Annotated in this window: 16 protein-coding genes, 1 pseudogene and 1 riboswitch; of the genes and pseudogenes, 5 read left to right on the top strand and 12 right to left on the bottom strand. The window is 59.7% G+C overall.

Going from position 1 to position 20,273, the window contains the following annotated elements; translation table 11 throughout:
* Positions 1-60: 60 nt before the first annotated feature.
* The 4 genes from BD293_RS08620 to nudC all read right to left on the bottom strand — a co-directional run bounded on the left by BD293_RS08620 (position 61) and on the right by nudC (position 2,467).
* Positions 61-504, bottom strand: coding sequence for a molybdenum cofactor biosynthesis protein MoaE (locus BD293_RS08620; protein ID WP_142080869.1), 444 nt, complete (start codon positions 502-504; stop codon positions 61-63).
* A gap of 2 nt (positions 505-506) precedes the next feature.
* The gene (gene moaD / locus BD293_RS08615) at positions 507-758 is read right to left on the bottom strand and encodes a molybdopterin converting factor subunit 1 (protein WP_142080867.1); all 252 of its coding nucleotides are present in this window, start codon (positions 756-758) and stop codon (positions 507-509) included.
* Positions 755-1,423, bottom strand: a complete 669-nt coding sequence (gene pgsA, locus BD293_RS08610; protein ID WP_142084444.1) for a CDP-diacylglycerol--glycerol-3-phosphate 3-phosphatidyltransferase — start codon at positions 1,421-1,423, stop codon at positions 755-757. The genes moaD and pgsA overlap by 4 nt, the downstream gene beginning before the upstream one ends.
* A 102-nt stretch (positions 1,424-1,525) precedes the next feature.
* Positions 1,526-2,467 carry an NAD(+) diphosphatase gene (gene nudC, locus BD293_RS08605; RefSeq protein WP_142080865.1) on the bottom strand — a complete coding sequence of 314 codons (942 nt, stop codon included), beginning with the start codon at positions 2,465-2,467 and terminating at the stop codon, positions 1,526-1,528.
* Between the two features lie 229 nt (positions 2,468-2,696).
* Here nudC and BD293_RS08600 point away from each other — a divergent pair, with 229 nt between their 5' ends.
* The 4 genes from BD293_RS08600 to gcvP all read left to right on the top strand — a co-directional run bounded on the left by BD293_RS08600 (position 2,697) and on the right by gcvP (position 9,456).
* Entirely contained in the window at positions 2,697-4,637 is a 1,941-nt protein-coding gene (locus BD293_RS08600; RefSeq protein WP_170207090.1) for a bifunctional 2',3'-cyclic-nucleotide 2'-phosphodiesterase/3'-nucleotidase, read from the top strand.
* A 140-nt stretch (positions 4,638-4,777) separates the two neighbouring features.
* A riboswitch (glycine riboswitch) is annotated at positions 4,778-4,870 on the top strand.
* A 134-nt stretch (positions 4,871-5,004) separates the two neighbouring features.
* On the top strand, positions 5,005-6,144 hold the full coding sequence (gcvT, locus tag BD293_RS08595) for a glycine cleavage system aminomethyltransferase GcvT (RefSeq protein WP_142080861.1): 1,140 nt from the start codon (positions 5,005-5,007) through the stop codon (positions 6,142-6,144).
* Positions 6,145-6,156: 12 nt separating this feature from the next.
* Positions 6,157-6,516 (top strand): glycine cleavage system protein GcvH, encoded by a 360-nt coding sequence (gene gcvH, locus BD293_RS08590; RefSeq protein WP_142080859.1) that lies wholly within the window; start codon positions 6,157-6,159, stop codon positions 6,514-6,516.
* A gap of 99 nt (positions 6,517-6,615) precedes the next feature.
* A complete protein-coding gene (gene gcvP, locus BD293_RS08585) occupies positions 6,616-9,456 on the top strand; it encodes an aminomethyl-transferring glycine dehydrogenase (protein WP_142080857.1) in 2,841 nt (946 codons plus the stop codon).
* Between the two features lie 214 nt (positions 9,457-9,670).
* Here the strand turns inward: gcvP and trpE are convergent, their stop codons facing one another.
* The 4 genes and pseudogenes from trpE to BD293_RS08565 all read right to left on the bottom strand — a co-directional run bounded on the left by trpE (position 9,671) and on the right by BD293_RS08565 (position 15,053).
* A complete protein-coding gene (gene trpE / locus BD293_RS08580; protein WP_142080855.1) occupies positions 9,671-11,197 on the bottom strand; it encodes an anthranilate synthase component I in 1,527 nt (508 codons plus the stop codon).
* A gap of 6 nt (positions 11,198-11,203) precedes the next feature.
* Positions 11,204-13,060, bottom strand: coding sequence for a peptidylprolyl isomerase (locus BD293_RS08575; RefSeq protein WP_142080853.1), 1,857 nt, complete (start codon positions 13,058-13,060; stop codon positions 11,204-11,206).
* Between the two features lie 75 nt (positions 13,061-13,135).
* Positions 13,136-14,221: pseudogene (locus BD293_RS08570) on the bottom strand (aminotransferase); the annotation flags it as partial.
* A 7-nt stretch (positions 14,222-14,228) separates the two neighbouring features.
* On the bottom strand, positions 14,229-15,053 hold the full coding sequence (locus BD293_RS08565) for an IS5 family transposase (protein ID WP_142079963.1): 825 nt from the start codon (positions 15,051-15,053) through the stop codon (positions 14,229-14,231).
* 357 nt (positions 15,054-15,410) lie between these two features.
* Between BD293_RS08565 and rlmJ the strand changes: the two genes are divergently transcribed.
* A complete protein-coding gene (rlmJ, locus tag BD293_RS08560; RefSeq protein WP_142084442.1) occupies positions 15,411-16,193 on the top strand; it encodes a 23S rRNA (adenine(2030)-N(6))-methyltransferase RlmJ in 783 nt (260 codons plus the stop codon).
* Between the two features lie 89 nt (positions 16,194-16,282).
* Here rlmJ and BD293_RS08555 read toward each other — a convergent pair whose 3' ends face one another.
* Genes BD293_RS08555 through BD293_RS08540 form a run of 4 tightly spaced genes read right to left on the bottom strand, consistent with a single transcriptional unit; the run spans position 16,283 to position 20,200 of the window.
* Positions 16,283-17,275, bottom strand: coding sequence for an ABC transporter ATP-binding protein (locus BD293_RS08555; protein WP_142080850.1), 993 nt, complete (start codon positions 17,273-17,275; stop codon positions 16,283-16,285).
* Entirely contained in the window at positions 17,268-18,260 is a 993-nt protein-coding gene (locus BD293_RS08550; RefSeq protein ID WP_142080849.1) for an ABC transporter ATP-binding protein, read from the bottom strand. Before BD293_RS08550 ends, BD293_RS08555 begins: the two co-directional genes overlap by 8 nt.
* Entirely contained in the window at positions 18,260-19,201 is a 942-nt protein-coding gene (locus BD293_RS08545; protein WP_142080847.1) for an ABC transporter permease, read from the bottom strand. The genes BD293_RS08550 and BD293_RS08545 overlap by 1 nt, the downstream gene beginning before the upstream one ends.
* A 12-nt stretch (positions 19,202-19,213) precedes the next feature.
* Positions 19,214-20,200: an ABC transporter permease gene (locus tag BD293_RS08540; protein WP_142080845.1), complete on the bottom strand. Its 987-nt coding sequence runs from the start codon at positions 20,198-20,200 to the stop codon at positions 19,214-19,216.
* Positions 20,201-20,273: the final 73 nt, after the last annotated feature.

Raw genomic sequence — 20,273 nt, 5'->3', positions numbered from 1 at the left:
GCTTTGCCCCTCTTGGGCCTGCGGCCCAATTCACCCCAGAGTATTTTGTGCAAGAAAATGCTACCAGCGCAGGAGAGCGGCTTCATCCGTGTCTTTTGCCGCGACCCATTCTGCCCCCGACATGCTGATTTCCTTTTTCCAGAAGGGGGCGCGTGATTTCAGGTAGTCCATCAGGAAATCGGCGGCGCAGAATGCGTCACTGCGATGGCGCGCGGCGGTTGCCACCATCATGATCTGTGCACCGGGGGCAAGCTGGCCGTAGCGGTGAATGATCAGGCAGTTGTGCAAAGACCAGCGGTCCTGCGCCTCAGTTGCGATCCGGGTCAGGGCGCGTTCTGTCATGCCGGGATAATGCTCGATCATCATGGCGGATAGCGTCTTGTCGTCGCTGTTGCGCACAAGCCCGCAGAATGTGACGATTGCGCCCGCATTATCGCATGATTGTGCAAATTTCGCGCATTCCTGCCCGAAGTCGAAAGGCGCATCCTGAACGCGGATCGTCATGCCTAGCCCCCTGTCATCGGCGGAAAGAAGGCCACTTCGCGCGCGCCCGCGAGCGGGCTGTCAAACTCGGCCAGATCCTGATCAATGGCCACGCGCAGCGCCGACAGATCAGAGAAGGCCAGAGCGTAGCGGTCGTCGCGCGTGCTGAGTTCGCGCACCAGTTCGGCCACTGTGACAGCATCGGTCTGAACGGTTTCGCGCGGCACACCTACGCGTTCGCGGACCCATGCAAAATAGAGGATTTCAAGGCTCATGTCATGTCATCCTTCAGATGGGGTTGGGCCTTGCGGAAATAGTCCCAGCCGGTGATCAGGGTCAGAATGCCAGCGATCCAGATCAATGCCAATCCGACATTCCACACAGTGCTGCCGCCATATTGGGCCAGTTCCACGACATTCACCTCGGGGGTGCCAATATCGCTGAGGGTTGCGATCAGGTCGGCATGGCTGCGCAGAAAGCTTGCCTCGCGGACATATTCCAGACCCATGGCCATAAACAGAACTGCGATCGCAGTCATCTGTGCTGTCGTTTTCCATTTGGCAAGGGGTGTGACCTTCAAAAGCCCGGCCTTGTCACCCAGAAATTCACGCAAGCCCGATACAAACACTTCGCGGAACAGGATCGCTGTGGCGGGCAGGATCAGCCAGGGGTCCATGCCCGAATAGCCGGTAATGACCAGCAGGGCGATAACAACCATCGCCTTGTCGGCAATCGGGTCGAGCATAGCGCCAAGGCGGCTTTCCTGCTTCCACGCGCGTGCCAGATAGCCGTCGAAGAAATCCGTGATCGCGGCCAGCGCAAAGAGCACCAGCGCGAACCAATCCGCCCAGGGACGATGGAAATACAAAAACATTACGGCGACACCGGGTGCTGCGAGCAAGCGCATGACTGTCAGTATATTCGGGAAAGTCCATCGCAAGGTGCCGGTTCCATTTCGAGAGGTCATAGCTGGTTTCAATGCGTGTATCCTGAAAGCCACGGGTTTGAAATGCAAGCGGTCATGCGGGCAGATCACATGTGTTCAAACCTGCCCGGACAGCCACTGCCCGATCATATAGTGCGCGATCGAGCCTTTGCGCGCAGGCAAGACATTTTCGTGATGCCCGCTCCATGCCAGCAAGACATCTTCGCGCGACATCCAGAGCGCATCTTCCAGTTCATCATCAAGGGTCAATTCTGTGTTTTCGGCATGCGCGATGCACCCAAACATCAGCGAGTTTGGAAAGGGCCAAGGTTGCGAGGCGAGATAGCGGATATCGCGCACAGCGATGCCGGTTTCTTCCGAGACTTCGCGCGCGACGGCTGATTCCAGCGTCTCGCCCGGTTCGATGAAGCCGGCAAGTGCGGAATACATCCGCTCTGGCCAGCCATGCGAGCGGCCCAAAAGCAAATTATTGCCATGTGTCACCAGCATAATCACGACCGGATCGGTGCGGGGGAAATGCTTGGCCGCGCAGACGGTGCAGACACGTTCCCAACCGGCGGCACTGGTTTGGCTGGGCTGACCACAGGCCGCACAGAACCGATGTGTCCGGTGCCAGTTGAACAGGGCGCGCGCGGTGGCCGCAAGCGCGGCGTCAGTGCGCGACAGCTGCACCATCGCCAACCGCAATTCGCCGAAATACGCGCCTTTCGGGGCGGCGGGGTGAATCTGGATGCTGGTATCGGTGAACATGGCCAGTGCCGCGCGGTCAAGCGCGTCTGGTTCCCAAGCCGATATGTCGGCGGCAAAGAGGTCGCGGTTGTCATGCTGACCGAGATAGAGAAATGGCGCTTTGGCGTGTTTCAGGATCGGGTCATTGACCGCAGCCCAACATACCGCGTCGCCCGCAAGATGTGGTTTTCCGCGCCACACCGGCAGGACCCGCGTTTGCGGATTGGCCAGAGCCTGCGTGATGGCCGTGGCATCCGTGCGCGCCTGCGCGTTGCGTGCGTGCCATTCATCCCCAAAGGCAAAACGCATTATCCCCCGATTTCTGCACCCCTGTCGAAATGGGTGTTTTTCCCTTTAAGAGCAATCGCTTTGCATATGCAAGCAACTCTGGGTTATATTGCACGCACCTGAGCTGTCGGAGAGTCTGCTTCGGGTGCTCAGGTGTTCTTGACACAAAATGACCTTGTTTTTGGCCGAAATTATACTCTGTTGGCGATCAGACCAGAGGAGGAAATGATGTAACGGTATGCATAGCGACATGAAACAACACCTGAGTTCCTTCGCCCGCAGTCAAGAGGTTTCAGCCGCAGTCGATCTGCGCATTATGGAAACCACGGATCTGCACGTCCATTTGCACCCCTATGACTATTACGCCGATTGCCCGAATCCCGATCTGGGGTTGGCGCGGCTGTCGGAATTGATTGATATTGCGCGCCAGCAGGTTCCAAATTGTCTGTTATTTGACAATGGTGATTTTTTGCAGGGAACCCCTGTGGGGGATTTTTTCGCCTATGACCGGTCCATGCGCGCGGGCGAAGTGCATCCCGTCATCGCCGCGATGAATGCGCTTCGCTATGACGCGATCACTTTGGGCAATCACGAATTCAATTATGGCCTCGAATTTCTGATGCGCTCGATGTCACTGGCCAAGTTTCCGACTGTTTCGGCCAATATCCTGCGCAAGGCGGGGGCTGTGCCGCGCAAGGATACACATCTGTTCCGACCTTATCGTTTGCTGCGGCGTGATGTGACCGACCGGGCAGGCCAACAGCGCGCGCTGTGCATCGGGGTGATTGGGGTTGCGCCTGCGCAGATTGCAATATGGGAGCGTCAGCATCTGGATGGCCGCGTGCAAACGCGCGATATGGTTGACGCAGTCAGCGCATGGGTGCCGGAGATGCGCGAAGCAGGTGCCGATCTGATTGTGGTGCTGGCGCATTCGGGCATTGGCGAAAGCCGACATACCGAGAATATGGAGAATGCGGTGATCCCTCTGGCCCGTATTGACGGTGTCGATCTGATCCTGAGTGGACATAGCCATCAGGTGTTTCCATCGCCCCTTTTCGCCAAAATACCGGGTGTGAATATTGAGCGTGGCACGATTTGGGGCACACCAACTGTGATGAGCGGTTTTTTCGGGTCTCATCTGGGGTTGATTGATATGACGCTGTTGCAAGATGGCGGCAAATGGCATGTCCTCGATACCCATGTCAGCACGCGCGCTTTGCGCGATGCCTCGTTGCATTTCGCACAGCCCGTGCAAAAGGAAAGCACGTCCCCCATTCTCAGCCCTGCCGTGCGCAAGATTGTCGCATCGGCACATGATGCGGTGCTGGAAAAAATCCGCCAGCCCATTGGTGCGACGGACACCGCGATCAACAGTTTCTTTGCCTTTCTGGGCCACAGTGCGGCGACACAACTGGTCGCACAGGCGCAAAAGGAATTTGTGGCCGAGCATCTGGAAGACAGCGCGCACAAAGATTTGCCGCTTCTCTCCGCGGCGTCCCCCCCGAAGGTGGGCGGGCTGGGAGGTGCGCGCAATTTCACAAATATCGCCACAGGCCTGCTTACCTTGCGCTCGCTTGCTGATCTGTATGTCTTTCCCAACCGGGTGGCGGCCTGTCGCCTGACCGGAGCAGAAATACTGCTTTGGCTGGAACGCTCTGCCTCGGCGTTTGGACAGCTGAAACCGGGACAGCCGGATCAGGCGCTCATGAACCCGAGTTTTCCGGGTTATAATTTTGAAATCATCTATGGGCTGGACTATGCCATAGACCTGACAGCGCCTGCGCGCTTTGCCGCGGATGGCACCGAGATTGATCCAACCTTCTCTCGTGTGCGCAATGTCACATGGAACGGCGCGCCGCTGGATGTGAACGCAGAGTTTATCCTGTGCACAAACAGTTTTCGTGCCCAAGGGGCCGGTGGCTTTGCTGGCACCGGACCAGAGGGGATTGTGATGGAGCATCCTGCCATCACCCGCGATATTCTGAGCAATTATGTCAGCGCGCATTCGCCCCTGAATATGGCCCCGCAATCGCCGTTTCGTCTGACCTGTGCTGCGGGCACAACGGCGATCTTACGCACAAGCGTTGCAGCCCATGCCCATCTCGATAAGATCGCTGAGTTCAGTCCCAAGATGCTGGGTGTCGATAAAGATGGTTTCATGCGGATTCAGGTGAGTTTTGACACGCATTAGCGGCGGGCCGGGGGTATCACTGCCCGCTCTTCGGAAATGGCGATGATGCCTTGGTGTCGGTTTCGCGCGATAAGTGACGTGATAGCGCAAGCGCAGAAAAAAGGCTTGCAAGACAGGACCGTTTTCCATTAGCACAATGCAACTTGGATACGGGAGACACTGAGGCGCAAATCTCAGGGCCGAAGGAGCAACCGCCCCGGTAAACTCTCAGGCAAAAGGACCGGTTCAAGTAACAGACTCTGGAGAGAGGCGCGCAAGCGTCCGCCGAAGGGATAGCGATCTCAGGCGTCAAGGACAGAGGGGGCATGGCAGGCGGCACGCGCCGCATTCATGAACCCGGCCTATTGGCCCGAATGACAGGGGCGACATGTCAGAGCAGTTGACCGAGTTAAAGCAAACGCCGCTCAAGGACCTACATCAGGAACTTGGCGCAAAAATGGTGCCTTTCGCGGGCTATGCCATGCCTGTGCAATATCCGATGGGCGTCATGGCCGAGCATCTGCACACCCGCGCACATGCTGGGCTGTTTGATGTCAGCCATATGGGGCAAGTGATTCTGACACCCAGCGGGGGAATGGCCGCATTGGAAGCCGGGCTTGAAGCCCTGATGCCGGTTGCCGTGTCCGGGCTGGCCGAGGGGCGCCAGCGCTATGGGCTGTTCACCAATGCGCAGGGTGGTATTCTGGATGATCTGATGTTCGCCAATCGCGGGGATCATGTGTTCGTCGTCGTAAATGCTGCATGCAAGGCCGAGGATATCGCACATATGCAGGCGCATCTGGGGGATGTGGCGCAGGTGCAGCCTGTGACGGATCGCGCGCTGCTTGCCTTGCAAGGGCCACAGGCCGAGACGGTGCTGGCAAATCTGGTGCCTGATGTGCGGGCCATGCGCTTTATGGATGTGCTGACGGTCGACACGCTGTTTGGCGCGCTCTGGATTTCGCGGTCGGGCTATACTGGCGAAGACGGGTTCGAGATTTCGGTGCCTGATGCTACCGCCGAGGATTTTGCCCGCGCCTTGCTTGCCAGAGACGAGGTTGCCCCGATTGGCCTTGGCGCACGCGACAGCTTGCGGCTGGAGGCGGGCTTGTGCCTCTATGGGCATGACATTGATCAGACCACGACACCGGTTGCGGCGGGGCTGACTTGGGCGATCCAGAAATCCCGCAGGGCAGGGGGCGCACGCGAAGGCGGCTTTCCCGGTGCTGAACGCATATTGTCCGAGCTTGCCGAGGGCACGTCTGAGTCGCGCGTCGGCTTGCAACCACAGACCCGCGCGCCCATGCGCGAAGGCACAGAAATCTGGGATGCGCCTGAGGGCGGTCACAAGATTGGCCGCGTCACGTCAGGCGGGTTCGGCCCCTCGATCGGTGCGCCGATTGCGATGGGCTATGTCGCAAAGGGGTTTGCCGCCCCCGAAACCCAACTCTGGGGCGAGGTGCGCGGCAAGCGCCTGCCTGTTACAGTTTGCACCCTTCCGTTTCGTCCATCCACCTATAAGCGCTGAGGAGCGTTTCCTATGAAATACACTGAAGAACATGAATGGCTGCGCGTCGAAGGCGATGTTGTGGTCGTAGGGATTACCGAACATGCCGCCGAGCAATTAGGCGATGTGGTTTTTGTCGAATTGCCTGAGATCGAGGCGAAGGTCGTCAAAGGGGATGAGGTCTGCGTGATCGAATCCGTCAAGGCCGCCTCTGACATTCTAGCCCCCGTCGATGGCGAGATTGTTGCCGTGAATGACGCGCTCAGCGACACTCCGGGTTTGGTCAATGAAGACCCGCAGGGTGACGCGTGGTTCTTCAAGATGAAGCTGGATGACCTGCGCGTGCTCGACGATCTGATGACCGAAGACGAGTATAAGGAATTTCTGGGCTGAACTGCCTTTGGGAAGGATTGCGCCGCGATAACCCGCCTTGCGGGCCACGCGGCCAATTCTCCCGCTCGCGAATGCTCGAAAGCAACCACAAGGTGCATGATGACCTATACCCCCACCGATTATAACCCGTATGATTTTGCCAACCGTCGCCATATCGGCCCGACGCCCGAAGAAATGGCCGAGATGCTGACGGTTCTGGGCTGCGACAGTCTGGAGCAGTTGATCGCGCAGACGATCCCGGCGGATTTGCGACAGGCGGACCCGCTGACTTGGGCACCCTTGTCGGAAGGCGAGTTGCTGGCAAAGTTGCGCGCGGTGGGGGCGAAAAACAAGATCATGACCTCGCTGATTGGTCAGGGTTATTACGGCACTGTCACGCCGCCCGCGATCCAGCGCAATATTTTTGAAAACCCCGCTTGGTATACGGCCTATACCCCCTATCAGCCCGAAATCGCCCAAGGGCGACTGGAAGCGCTGTTGAATTTCCAGACTATGGTCGCTGATCTGACCGGTCTGCCTGTGGCCAATGCCTCGCTCTTGGACGAATCCACTGCTTGCGCCGAAGCGATGGTCATGGCGCAGCGCGTGGCGAAGTCGAAAGCGACCGCGTTCTTTATCGACAAGAATTGCCACCCGCAGAACATCGCCGTGATGCAGACCCGCGCAGCCCCCTTGGGGATTGAGGTCATTATTGACGAGCCGGAGATGCTGCAAGCGGATAAGGTCTTTGGCGCAATCTTCCAGTATCCCGGCACTTATGGTGACCTGTACGATTTCACTGGCGCGATTGAGGGGCTGCACACCGCCCGCGCTGTGGCGATCATGGCCACCGATCTGCTGGCGCTGACCATGATCAAGGAACCCGGTGCCATCGGCGCTGACATCGCCGTGGGCAGTGCGCAGCGCTTTGGCGTGCCGATGGGATATGGCGGGCCACATGCAGCGTTTATCTCCTGCGCGGATGCCTATAAGCGCTCGCTGCCCGGCCGTCTGGTGGGCGTCAGTGTGGATTCGCGGGGCAACAAGGCTTACCGGCTGTCCCTGCAAACCCGCGAGCAACATATCCGCCGTGAAAAGGCCACCAGCAATGTCTGCACCGCGCAAGCGCTGCTGGCTGTTATGGCGTCCATGTATGCGGTGTTCCATGGCCCCAAAGGGTTGCGTGCCATCGCCGAGCGGGTGCATTTTCTGACACAACGCCTGTACCGCGCGCTCAGTGCGGCAGGTGCGCATGTGGTCGTGAAAGAGTTTTTTGACACGATCACAGTTGAAGTGGGTGTGGGGCAGGCGGGCATTCTGGCTGCCGCCCGCGCCGAAGGGCTGAACTTTCGCAAAATCGGGGCCGCCCATGTCGGTATCTCGCTGGATGAAACCACAGATGAGCGCGTGCTCATGCGGGTCTTGCGGGTCTTTGGCATTGAGGGGGTGCCGCCGCATCGGGGGGATCTGGGCTTTTCCGAAACCTTCATCCGCGAAAGCGACTATCTGACCCATCCGATCTTCCATATGAACCGTGCCGAGACGGAAATGATGCGCTATATGCGCCGCCTTGCCGACCGCGACCTTGCCCTTGACCGTGCCATGATCCCGCTGGGGTCGTGCACAATGAAGCTGAATGCCGCCGCCGAAATGATGCCGCTATCGTGGCCTGCATTCGCCTCTCTGCACCCGTTCTGCCCACCCGATCAGGCTTTGGGCTATGCCGAGGCGATTTCAGACCTGAAGGCGAAACTTTGCGAACTCACCGGCTATGAGGGCATGTCGATGCAGCCCAATTCCGGCGCGCAGGGCGAGTATGCAGGGCTGTTAACCATTCAAGCTTATCACCGCGCACGCGGGCAGGGGCATCGTGACATATGTCTGATCCCTGTCTCGGCCCACGGCACCAACCCCGCCAGCGCGCAGATGTGCGGGATGCAGGTGGTCGTGGTGAAATCATCGGCCAATGGCGATGTCGATCTGGATGATTTCCGCGAGAAGGCGGCCAAGGCAGGCGACCGACTGGCGGCCTGCATGATCACTTACCCCAGCACACACGGGGTGTTCGAGGAAACCGTGCGCGAGGTCTGCGCGATCACCCATGACCACGGGGGCCAAGTTTATATCGACGGGGCCAATCTGAATGCGATGGTCGGGCTGGTCAAACCGGGCGAGATTGGGGGCGACGTGTCGCACCTGAACCTGCACAAGACCTTTGCCATTCCGCATGGCGGCGGTGGGCCGGGCATGGGGCCGATTGGCGTCAAGGCGCATCTGGCCCCCTTCCTGCCGGGTCATCCGGAAATTGGCGGGGCAGAGGGGCCGGTCTCGGCGGCGCCCTATGGGTCGGCCTCGATCCTGCTGATCTCTTGGACCTATTGCCTGATGATGGGCGGGCCGGGGCTGACACAGGCGACCCGCGTGGCCATTCTGAACGCCAACTATATCGCAGCACGTCTGACAGGGGCTTATGATATTCTGTTCATGGGCAACAAGGGCCGCATCGCACATGAGTGCATTCTGGACACGCGGCCCTTTGCCGAGGCAGGAATAACGGTCGATGACATCGCCAAACGCCTGATCGACAACGGCTTTCACGCCCCAACGATGAGCTGGCCTGTCTCTGGCACGCTGATGGTGGAGCCGACGGAATCCGAGAATAAGGCCGAGATTGACCGCTTTATCACGGCTTTGCTGTCCATCCGCGAGGAAATTCGCGCGGTAGAGCAAGGCGAGATTGACGCGGAAAACAACCCGCTGAAACACGCCCCTCATACTGTTGAGGATCTGATCGCAGATTGGGACCGGCCCTATTCACGCGAACAGGGCTGTTTCCCGCCGGCCAGCTTCCGGGGTGACAAATACTGGCCGCCGGTCGGGCGCGTGGACAATGTTTACGGTGACCGCAACCTTGTCTGCACCTGTCCTCCTGTGGAGAGTTACGCAGAGGCGGCGGAATAGTATCGGCTGACAGGGTGGGCGGCGGCTTTGCGGTCGTTCGCCCCCCCGCGCGGAATCAAGGGCGTTAGCCCGCCGCGCATCGCCGGGCCGCCCACGGGCCCGACGATGCGCGGCTTGGTGCTTTTCACGCCAATCCGCGAACACCTTAAATCGACACCATACCTGCATTGAGCTGGTTCTGGCCGATGCCACCGCCGCTCGGGTCGTCAGTCCGTCATCCATTCCCGCCGGCAAACCGTCCGGCATCTTCTGCCGCGCGGCGCAGGGCGCGGGATTTGTTGACGGTTTCCAGATACTCCGCCTCCGGGTCGCTGTCATAGACGACGCCGCCGCCTGCCTGAATATACAACGTCTCGTCTTTCAGAACGGCCGTGCGCAGGCAAATGCACATGTCCATCTCGCCATTGGCGGCGAAATAGCCGGCCCCCCCACCATAGACACCGCGCTTTTCCGGCTCCAACTCGTCTATGATCTGCATCGCGCGTACTTTGGGCGCGCCGGATACCGTGCCCGCAGGCAGGCCCGCCAGCAGGGCCGACAACGCGTCCTGCCCCTCGGCCAGTTCACCCACCACGTTGGACACGATATGCATCACATGGCTGTAGCGCTCGATGATGAATTCCTCGGTCGGGTGCACGGTGCCGATCTTGGCCACACGCCCCACATCATTGCGCCCAAGATCGAGCAGCATCAGATGCTCTGCCAGTTCCTTTTCATCGGCCAGTAGATCGGCCTCATGCGCGCGGTCTTCCTCTGGGTTGGCCCCGCGTGGGCGTGTGCCCGCAATAGGTCGGATCGTCACCTCGCCGTCGCGCAGGCGCACCAGAATTTCCGGGCTGGCGCCGATGATCTGAAAATTCCCGCCACTGGATGCAAAGTCGAAATAGAACATAAAGGGCGAGGGGTTTGTCCGCCGGAGGGAGCGATAGAGCGCGAAGGGTGGCAGCGCAAAGCGCTGCGACCAGCGCTGCGAGGGCACGACCTGAAAGATATCGCCCGCCCGAATGTAATCCTTGGCCTTCTCGACGGCGGCCAGATAATCGGGTTTGGCGAAATTCGAGACGGGCTCCCCGATGGGCGCTGTGTCGCTGCGCAATTCGCGTGGTACTTGCGGGACTGCGCGTTCGAGATCACGCACGGCGTCCATGACGCGTTCTGCCGCCTGCGCATAGGCTGCACGCGCCGACAGGCCCGACCCTGCCCATGCAGGCGAGACGACAATCACTTCGCCCTTCACCCCGTCCAGCACCGCCACGACCGAGGGGCGCAGCATGACCGCATCGGGCACGTCAATCGGGTCGGGGTTCACATCGGGCAGATGTTCAACCAGCCGAATCATGTCATAGCCCAGATAGCCAAACAGCCCGACAGAGGCCGCAGGCAACCCCTCTGGCATGGTCACACGGCTTTCGCCAAGCACGGCGCGCAGCGTATCCAGCGGGTGCCCTTCAAGATCTGCCCATGCGTCGGGATCAAAACGCGCTTCGCGGTTGATACGGCTTGCGCCCCCGCGACATTCCCAGATCAGGTCCGGCTTCATCCCGATCATGGAATAGCGCCCGCGCACCTCTCCGCCAGTGACGGATTCAAGAATGAAACTGTCCCGGCTGGCCCCTGCCAGTTTCAGATAGAGTGAGACGGGCGTGTCCAGATCGGCGGCCAGCCGCGTATAGACAAGTTGGTTTTCACCGCTCCGCCAGCCTGCCTCGAACGTTGCGAAATCCGGTGTGAACTGGGCCATGGCGTTTCAGAAATTGGCCTGAACAGCATCAATCATCTGCTGATCAATCTGGATTGGTGTGGATTGACGCAAACTGCCCGAAAAGTAGCCAAACAGGTCTTGTGCAATGCTTTGCTCGATCTGCATTTCCAGACCTGCGCGCATGTCAGCGACATCTTCCAGCATCAGATCGGGGCTTTGGACGCTGTGCAGTTGCAACACATGCACGCGGCTGTCGCCCTCGACGATGCGCACTTCGCCCTCGTCCATTTCGAAGGTCGTGCCAACAAGGTCACGGGGCAGATCGGGCAGTGTGTCGTTGCGGCGCAACCCGTCGAAACGGACAGGTGCTACGGCCAGTTCCGGCGCGTCCGTATTGTCGCGCAGGCTGGTGGCAAGCTGCTCTGCGACCGAGCGTAGCCCTTGCAGGGTCTGTTCATTTTGCCAATCAGCAATCACCTGCGCCTCAATTTCCTCTAGCGGGCGGGGGGTCGCGGGAAGAGTGTCGAGATATTCCAGTGCGAACATGCCACCATCTTGCATGAACTGGATTTCTGGAAACTCGCCTTCTTGCAACTGCCCTGCTGCATCGCGGAAGCTTTCATAGGCGGCGATGCCATCGGTCACGCCGGGCCGCCAGTCTATCTGGCCGCTCTGCATTTCGGTTTCCTGTGCCAGTTGTTCAAGTGTGGCCCCGCCTGCCAGCAAATCCTCGTACAGGTCGTAGTCATCCGACAGGGTGCGGCGCGCAAGATCGGCCAACTGTTCATCGCGCAACTGGTCGCGGGCATCTTCAAAGCTGACTTCTTGCGCGGAAAGGATGGCATTCATGCGAAAGATTGCAGGGCCAAGCGATGTCTCAGCGGGGCCAGCAATGCCCGGTTCTTCCAGATCGAAGACAAGATCGCCAGCCGCGCCAAGCTGGGCACGGGTGACATCGCCCATATCGGCATCTTCCAGTTCCAGACCGCGTTCGCGCACCAGCTCATCAAAGGTCACGGCACCAGAGGTGAGGCGCGCAAGTGCCTCTTCGGCGGCGTCCCTGTCAGAGAAAACCAGACGCTCGACCAGCCGCCGCTCGGGTTGCGAGAATTGCGCGAGGCGGGCCTCATAGGCGTCGCGCAGGATCGCTTCATCGACCTCAATCGTGTCGATCACCATCTCAGGGGTGATCCATGCGTAGCGAATGCTCTTGCCTTCTGGCTGGGTGTAGTTGTCCAGATTTGCCTCATAAAAGGCTTGCAATTCTGCCGTGTCGGGCAATCCGACAGGGTCGGGCAGTGTGTCCGCGCTCAGGCTTTGAACTGTGACATCGCGGGTTTGTGCCTGGTATTCCAGCAAGGGGGTCACAATCCGTTCCGGTGCGGCGGCCCCGCTGATAACCGACATTTGCAGGATCGAGCGCGCGACATCCTCGCGCACCGAAGTTTCAAACTCTGCTTCATTCATACCGGCATTCTGAAGTGCGAAGCGATACGCCTCGCGGTCGATGTTTCCGTCCAGCCCCTGAAACGACCCGATCTGCAAAATCTCGCGCTGCACGGTCGTGTCGCCTACGGATACGCCCAGTCGTTCGGCTTCATTGTCAAGGACGGCACTGGTGACAAGCTGCTCCAGAACCATCTGGTCAATCCCGAACATGCGGGCTTGCTCCATGGTGACGGCTTGTCCGACCTGACTTTGCAGAGCGCGCAATTCGTTTTGCAGGGCGCGTGCATAGGCATCGGCGTTAATGTCACGATCCCCGACAGTGGCGACATTTTGTGAGCGGCTGCCAAACCCTTCGACCCCGAAGCCCAACAGGCTGAGCGCAAGCAGGGCCATCAGAAAACCTGCGGCAATGTTCTTGGCGCTCATTTTCTTTTTCGGTTGTGTCTTGGCCATGCCGTTTCTCTTACCTGTCTTGATATGGAAAATATGTGTGCGTGTGTAAGCAAAGGTGCTGGCGGGGGCAAGCGCTCAGAGGTCAAGTTTTCCCAAGCGCTGCGTGAGTTCGGCAATCCCGTCGCAATCGGCATTGGCAAAGGCGATACGAAGATGGCGCGCACCTGTCGGGTCATCAGTCGGGGTGAACATGCTGCCCGGCAGCACAAGCAAGCTGGCTGTTGTGACCAGTTTTTGTGCCAATTCCGCTGCGTCCATCGGAAAGGGATGCGCGACATAGCCGAAATACGCGCCGCAGCCTTTCAGCCCCCATTCGGACAGATGCGCAAACTCGTCTTGCAGGGCTGCGCGGCGGCGCAGGATTTCAAGGCGCTCGCCCGCCAGCCAGTCCCCCAGATGTTCCAGCCCCCAAAGTGCTGCGCGCTGACCCAAAGCCGTGGGGCAGATGGTGACGGTATCGAGGAATTTCTCGATCTGCGCCAAGCGCGCAGGGTTCGTGGCGAGCGCGCCGACGCGGTGGCCTGTCAGCCGGAAGGACTTTGAAAAGCTGTAGAGGTGGATCAGCGTGTCGTCCCAATCGGGGTCTGTAAACAGCGTGTGGGGCGCGCCGTCCTGACTGTGGAAATCGCGGTACGTCTCGTCAATGATCAGGGCCAGCCCGCGTGTGCGCGCAAGATCACGAAACGCGGCAATCAGGGCCGGCGGGTATTCAACCCCTGTCGGGTTGTTGGGTGTGACCAGCACAATGGCGCGCGTGGTGGGTGTTATAACTGTGGCGGCAAGGTCAGGGTCGGGCAACATGTCGGGCCCGCAGGGCAGTGGGGTTGCGTCAATCCCTTGCATTTGCAACCACATGGCATGGTTGAAATACCACGGTGTCGGCAAGATCACCGCATCCCCTGGCCCGGCGAGGCTGGCAATGGCCGCGCAGAATGCCTGATTGCAGCCAGAGGTGATGGCGATCTGACTGGCGGCGATCTGACCGCCATAATGGGTGCGCATGTTCCGCGCCAGCGCATCGCGCAATTCTGGCAGGCCAAGCACAAGGCCATAGAGATGCGTGGCCGGGTCGCGCAACGCCTCACGCATCGCATCTTGCAACTCTGGCGGGGGCGGGGCCACGGGCGCGGCTTGGCTAAGAGTCGGATTCAAAACTCTTCGTTGTATTTCAGTTTCTTGCGAGATGCCGCGTTACGCGTCTAATGTGTGCGATGAGGATCCAAGCTTCTGCGCTTGCGATGGATTTCTCCCAGTCTTTCGACAGGCGCCGACATCGGTTCAGCCAAGCAAAGGTGCGCTCGACGACCCACCGTCGTGGCAGCACTTCAAAGCCCTCCGCGGTGTCGGAGCGCTTGACGATCTGGACGGTCCATCGGCCGAGGGCTTTTAGCGCATCCCGTAGCTTGGGCCCTGCATACCCGCCGTCAGCGAATACGTGCCGCAATGACGGGTAGCGTGCGACGATAGCTTTCAACACATCCGGCGCACCATCCCGGTCCTGAATTCCGGCGCTATGGACCACCAGGCTCAGCAGTAATCCTACCGTGTCGGTTACGATGTGGCGCTTGCGGCCCTTGATCCTTTTGCCTGCATCATAGCCGCTAACCCCTCCACTTTCAGTGGTTTTTACGCTCTGGCTATCGATGACCCCGGCTGTTGGCTGGGCTTTACGGCCCTCGGCCAATCGCGCGGCTTCAACCAGCTGGCGGTTCATCTCCTCAAGCAAGCCGTTATCACGCCACGTGTAGAAATAACCCCGCACCGTCGACACCGGCGGAAAGTCGTGGGGCAACATGCGCCACTGGCATCCGGTCGTTGCGATGTAGAGGATCGCGTCGAAGATGTCGCGCAAATCTGTCGTGCGTGGTCTGCCGGTTGTCTTGGGTGGCGGCATCAAAGGCGCTATCAACGACCATTCTGCGTCAGTCATATCGCTTGCGTATCTGCCGCCTTTTCGGTCATGTTGGCGACGGGTGAGTTCGGTCCAGGCCATTGGGGTCTCCGTTCAGCTTCACAACCGAATAGAATCACAACCTGCTGAACTCACTCAACTACTTTTAAATCGGGCTCTAAGGTTCAAGAGCGGGCGTTCAGGCGGGAAATTCACGCCTTCAAGCCAGGTGCGCGCCTGCATAACCGGAGGTGAGAGTGTCGCGGCAAGCGCAGGCGAGAGATGCATGTGTGTGATCCTTTCATCAGCCCGGACAGCCTATGATCTTCTGCGCGCGGGTGCCAGCGTCGTTTGGCAGATTGAGGGCGCGCGCTGTCGCGCCAAGCGCCTCGCCTCGGTGCTTGTCGCACGCGCACAAGGTGGATTGATGTTATGCGCGCGACATGCCACATCCGCGCCATGCTGTCGTATCAACATAGTTACCACGCCGGAAATCTGGCAGATGTTCACAAACATGCGCTTCTGGCATGGGTGCTGGCCTATCTGACAGCCAAAGACAAACCGCTGAGCTATATCGAGACGCATGCAGGGCGCGGGCTCTATGCGCTTGATGCACCCGAAGCCCGCAAAACGGGCGAGGCTGCGGCTGGTATCTTGCGTGCAGAGGCGGCTTTTGGCCCGGACCACCCCTATGGCCGCGTGCTGGACGCGGTGCGTGCGCGCTATGGGGATATGGCCTATCCCGGGTCACCCCTGATTGCGGCCAGCCTGTTGCGCGCGCAAGACAGCCTGACATTCGCCGAATTGCACCCACAGGAATACAGCGCGCTTCATGGCGCGTTGGTTGAATATGGTGCGTCCGTGCAGCGCCGCGACGGGTTCGAGTTGGCGCAAGCCATCTGCCCGCCCATGCCGCGCCGGGGTGTGCTGATGATCGACCCGTCATACGAAGTGAAGGCGGATTATGCCACTTTGCCCGGTTTCGTGACGCAAATCCGGCGCAAGTGGAATGTCGGCATACTCATGCTGTGGTATCCGGTGCTAAGCGCGGGACTGCATCGTGATATGATTGCCGAGATCCGCACGGACCACCCGGACGCCGCCGTTCTGGAAACCGCCTTTCCACCGATCCGCGAAGGGCGCGGGATGTTTGGCTCTGGTCTGGTGGTCATTAACCCGCCTTGGGGTATGGTCGAAGAGGGCGCGCGTCTGGATGCCATGATCCGTGCGCTTGGCGGTTGAGAGGCGAAGGTGGCGCGCCTTTATTACACAAATAAACAAGCGCTTAGCGTGCCTTCCTCAAGCAAGTGACTCGCCTGATCCCCTTCGTTTTAGGTCGCATCTTCCGTCGTCAGCAAGTGGCATTCGGCAGTGCCGGTGGCAGTTGTTGTGATGCGGGGAACCTCTCGACGGCAGATATCCATCACCTTTGGGCATCTTGGGTGAAAGGTACAGCCAGAAGGCGGGTTGATCGGGTTGGGGATTTCGCCTGTTACCGGCATCCGTCTGCGGCCCGACAGCGCAAGGTCCGGCACCGCGTCCAGCAACATGCGCGTGTAAGGGTGCTGCGGGTCGGTGAACAGACGTTTGGATTCAGCAACCTCGACCAGTCGGCCCAGATACAGCACGCCAATACGTTTGGCCATGTGGCGCACTACGCTCAGGTCATGGCTGATAAGCAGATAGGTGAGGCCGAATTCATCCTGCAAATCGCGCATCAGGTTCAGGATTTGCGCTTGCACCGACACATCCAGCGCCGAGGTCGGCTCGTCACAGACAATAAATTCAGGCTTCGAGGATAAGGCCCGCGCGATGGCGATGCGCTGGCGTTGCCCGCCAGAGAATTCATGCGGAAATTTCGTCCCGTCTGCTGCCGACAAGCCGACCAGATCCAGCAATCGGCCCACTTCGTTGCTGATTTCAGCCCCGCGCAGCAACCCGAACGTATGGATAGGTTCCGCGATGATATCCTCTACGCGCCAACGCGGGTTCAGGCTGGCGAACGGGTCTTGAAAGATCATCTGAAAACGGCGGCGCAGGGTGCGCATGGCAGCACCTGATGCGAAGTCCATCTCTTGCCCGTCGAACTTGATGACACCTGCCGACGGCTCCAGCAGGCCCACAATCATCTTGGCGATGGTTGATTTGCCAGAACCCGACTCGCCCACCAGCGCGAATGTCTCGCCGCGCTTGATCTCGAATCCGACGTCCTCTGTGGCGGTCAGGAATTGCTTGCCCTCGCGCTCGATCACGCGGTTCAGCCACGGTTTCGAGACATCAAACCGGCGCGTCAGCCCCTCGACCGACAACAGCACATCAGCCATTGGACACCTCGCTTTTCGCGGTTTCATACAGCCAGCACGCCACCTGTCGCCCATCCGCGCGCGGGATCAGGTCCGGCTGGTCGCGGAAGCAGCGATCAAACGCCTTGGTGCAGCGCGGGTTAAAGGCGCAGCCTTGGGGGATCGCATTCAGACGCGGCATGGAGCCGGGAATTTGCGTCAACCGCTCTGCCGTCTGGGTCAATGTCGGGATCGAGCCCATCAGCCCTGCCGTGTAGGGGTGTTCAGCGGCCTGAATCACGTCGCGCACCGGTCCAATCTCGGCCAGCCGCCCGGCATAGAGTACGGCCACACGGTCAGCCGTCTCCGCAATCACCCCCATGTCATGCGTAATCAGCATGACCGACGCGCCACGTTCAGCACAGATTTCCTTCAGCACATCAATGATCTGTGCCTGAACCGAGACATCCAGCGCGGTCGTCGGCTCATCCGCGATCACCAGTTCCGGCTCTGCGCAAAGTGCGAGGGCAATCACCACACGCTGGCGCATACCGCCTGAGAAATGATGCGGGTAGTCGTCAATCCGGCGTGCCGCTGCGGGAATGCCGACACGGTCCAGCAGGGCGACCGCGCGTTTGCGCGCTTCTTTCTCGGACACGTCCATATGCGTGCGGATCGTCTCGATCAGTTGCTCGGCCACTGTGTAAAGCGGGTTGAGGCTGGTTAGCGGGTCTTGAAACACCATGCCAATCCGCCGCCCGCGAATGCGCCGCATCTTTTCGCGCGGCAGGTTGTCAATCCGCTCGCCGCGCAGCCAGATTTCGCCGCTGGCCACGCGCCCCGGCGGCTCTAACAAACCGATAATTGCGGCCCCCGTCAGCGATTTGCCTGCGCCGGATTCGCCGACCATGCCCAGAACTTCCCCCTCGGCAATGTCGAAAGACACATGATCAAGCGCGCGTAGGGTGCCGCGACGGGTGGGAAACTCGACCACCAGATCGCGGACGGACAGAATAGGGGGCTTCATCAGCGCAACCTCGGGTTCAGGGCGTCGCGCAGCCAGTCACCCAGCAGGTTGACCGACAACGCCAGCGCCAGCAGCGTCAGCGACGGGAACAACAAAATCCACCACTCGCCCGAAAACAAAAATCCCTGCCCGATGCGGATCAGCGTGCCAAGGCTGGGCTGGGTCGAGGGGACACCGACGCCAAGGAAGGACAAGGTCGCCTCGGCAATAATCGCCAGCGCTAGGCCAATCGTGGCAATCACCAGCACCGGCCCCATGACATTGGGCAGGATGTGGCGGATCAGGATCTTGGCCGGATGCGCGCCAATCACGCGGGCGGCCTGCACATATTCCTTGGACTTCTCGACCATCGTGGCCCCGCGCACAACGCGTGCATATTGCACCCATTCCGACAGGCCGATCGCCACGATCAAGACCCAGATGGCCATCGCTTCTCGGTAGGCAGGGGGGATGAAGCCGCGCGCCACCCCGAAAATCAGCAATGCCAGCAGAATAGAGGGGAAGGTCAGCTGCACATCGGCAACCCGCATCAGCAGGCTGTCGATCCAGCCGCCGCGATAGCCTGCAATCAACCCCAGCGTGATGCCCAGCACCATCGCAAAGGCCACGGCCATGAAGCCCACGAACAAGGATATGCGCGCGCCATACAGGATGGTCGAGAACACATCGCGCCCCTGATTATCCGTGCCCAACCAATAGGTGTTGCCGGTAAACTGGTTCGGCTCCATCGGGGGGGTGAAGCCGTCCATCAGGTTCAGCGAGGCGGGGTTAAACGGATCATGCGGCGCAATCCAAGGGGCAAAGATAGCCGCCAGAATAATCAGCAGCGACACACCTGCCGCGACGATTGCCAAGGGCGATTTCCGAAAGGAATAGGCGATATCACTATCCCATGCACGCGCAACACGCCCCGGCTCTGGCTTTTTGATGATGTCACTCATGGTGTTTTCCCCTCAGTGCCGCGCATTGGCCCGGTCCACGCGCAGGCGCGGATCGACAGCGTAATAGAGCAGATCAACGATCAGGTTGATGACGACAAAGACCAGCGCGATCAGCATCAGATAGGCCGCCATCACCGGCACATCGACAAACCGGACCGAGTTGATGAACAACGCGCCTACGCCGGGCCATTGGAACACCGTCTCGGTGATGATCGAGAACGCGATGATCGAGCCAAGCTGCAAGCCCGTGATGGTGATGACGGGCACAAGCGTGTTTTTCAGCGCATGACCGAAATTCACAGCGCGGTTCGACAGCCCGCGCGCGCGGGCGAATTTGATGTAGTCGGTACGCAGAACTTCCAGCATTTCGGCGCGTACAAGGCGCATGATCAGCGTCATCTGGTACAGCCCAAGCGTGATCGCCGGCAGGATAAGCGAGGCGCGTCCTGATTCGGTCAAAAGCCCGGTGCGCCACCAGTCCCCGATGTAAACCGTGTCCCCGCGCCCAAAGGACGGAAGCCATTGTAATTCAACGGCGAAAACCCATATCAGAAGCACACCGATCAGAAATGTCGGCAGCGATACCCCGATCAGCGAGACTGTCATGATCGTGCTCGACGCCCAGCCACCACGGCGCAACGCAGTATAGACGCCAAATCCCACCCCGAACGCGAAGGCCAGAATGCCCGAAACCATCGCCAGTTCCAGCGTGGCGGGCAGGCGTGACATGATCAATTCCATCACCGGCTGTTGCAGGCGGTATGAGATGCCGAAATCCCCTGTGACCGCGCGGGCAACGAAATTCCCGAATTGCACAAGGAACGGTTCATCCAGCCCAAGGGCTGTGCGCAACTCTGCCCGTTCGGCCAGCGTGGTTTCCTGCCCCACCATCGAGGCGATGGGATCGCCCACAAACCGGAACAGGGCAAAAGCCACCAAGGCCACGGTCAGCATCACAATGACCGATTGAGCCAGTCGACGCAGAATGAAAGCAGCCATCCGAGACCCCCGAGCTTGCAGAAATAGTCAGCATTCCTGCCCTAAAGCGTGCTCGCGCGAGGTACCCCGCGCG

This window comes from Roseinatronobacter monicus, assembly GCF_006716865.1.
Lineage (GTDB): Bacteria > Pseudomonadota > Alphaproteobacteria > Rhodobacterales > Rhodobacteraceae > Roseinatronobacter > Roseinatronobacter monicus.
Note: the sequence above shows the minus strand (reverse complement) of the source record. Positions and strands in the feature narration are given on the sequence as shown.